This is a genomic window from Lentilactobacillus parafarraginis DSM 18390 = JCM 14109 (genome assembly GCF_001435895.1).
GTDB lineage: Bacteria > Bacillota > Bacilli > Lactobacillales > Lactobacillaceae > Lentilactobacillus > Lentilactobacillus parafarraginis.
The window spans coordinates 1-211 of sequence record NZ_AZFZ01000249.1 but is presented as its reverse complement, the minus strand read 5'-3'; the positions used below and the strand labels follow the sequence as shown (position 1 = coordinate 211).

1 protein-coding gene is annotated in these 211 nt (G+C 51.7%); it reads right to left on the bottom strand.

What is annotated here, in order from left to right; translation table 11 throughout:
* On the bottom strand, positions 1 to 211 hold a 211-nt coding region (locus FD47_RS14920; RefSeq protein WP_156404188.1), incomplete at both ends, for a transposase.

Here is a 211-nt window from a genome sequence, read left to right as displayed (position 1 = left end):
CCCGAATAGTCGTCGAGTCCAGGCTGACATTCTCCATGTCGGGATCGTCGTCCTCACAAATGATTTTGAAGATCTGTTCGAAGAGACCACTATCCGTCCACTTTCGGAACCGGCTATAAACGGTTTTCCAAGAACCAAACTCGGTAGGCAAGTCTCGCCAGGGTGAGCCGACCTTGAGTTGCCAGAGCACGGCATTTAAAGCCGCTCGATT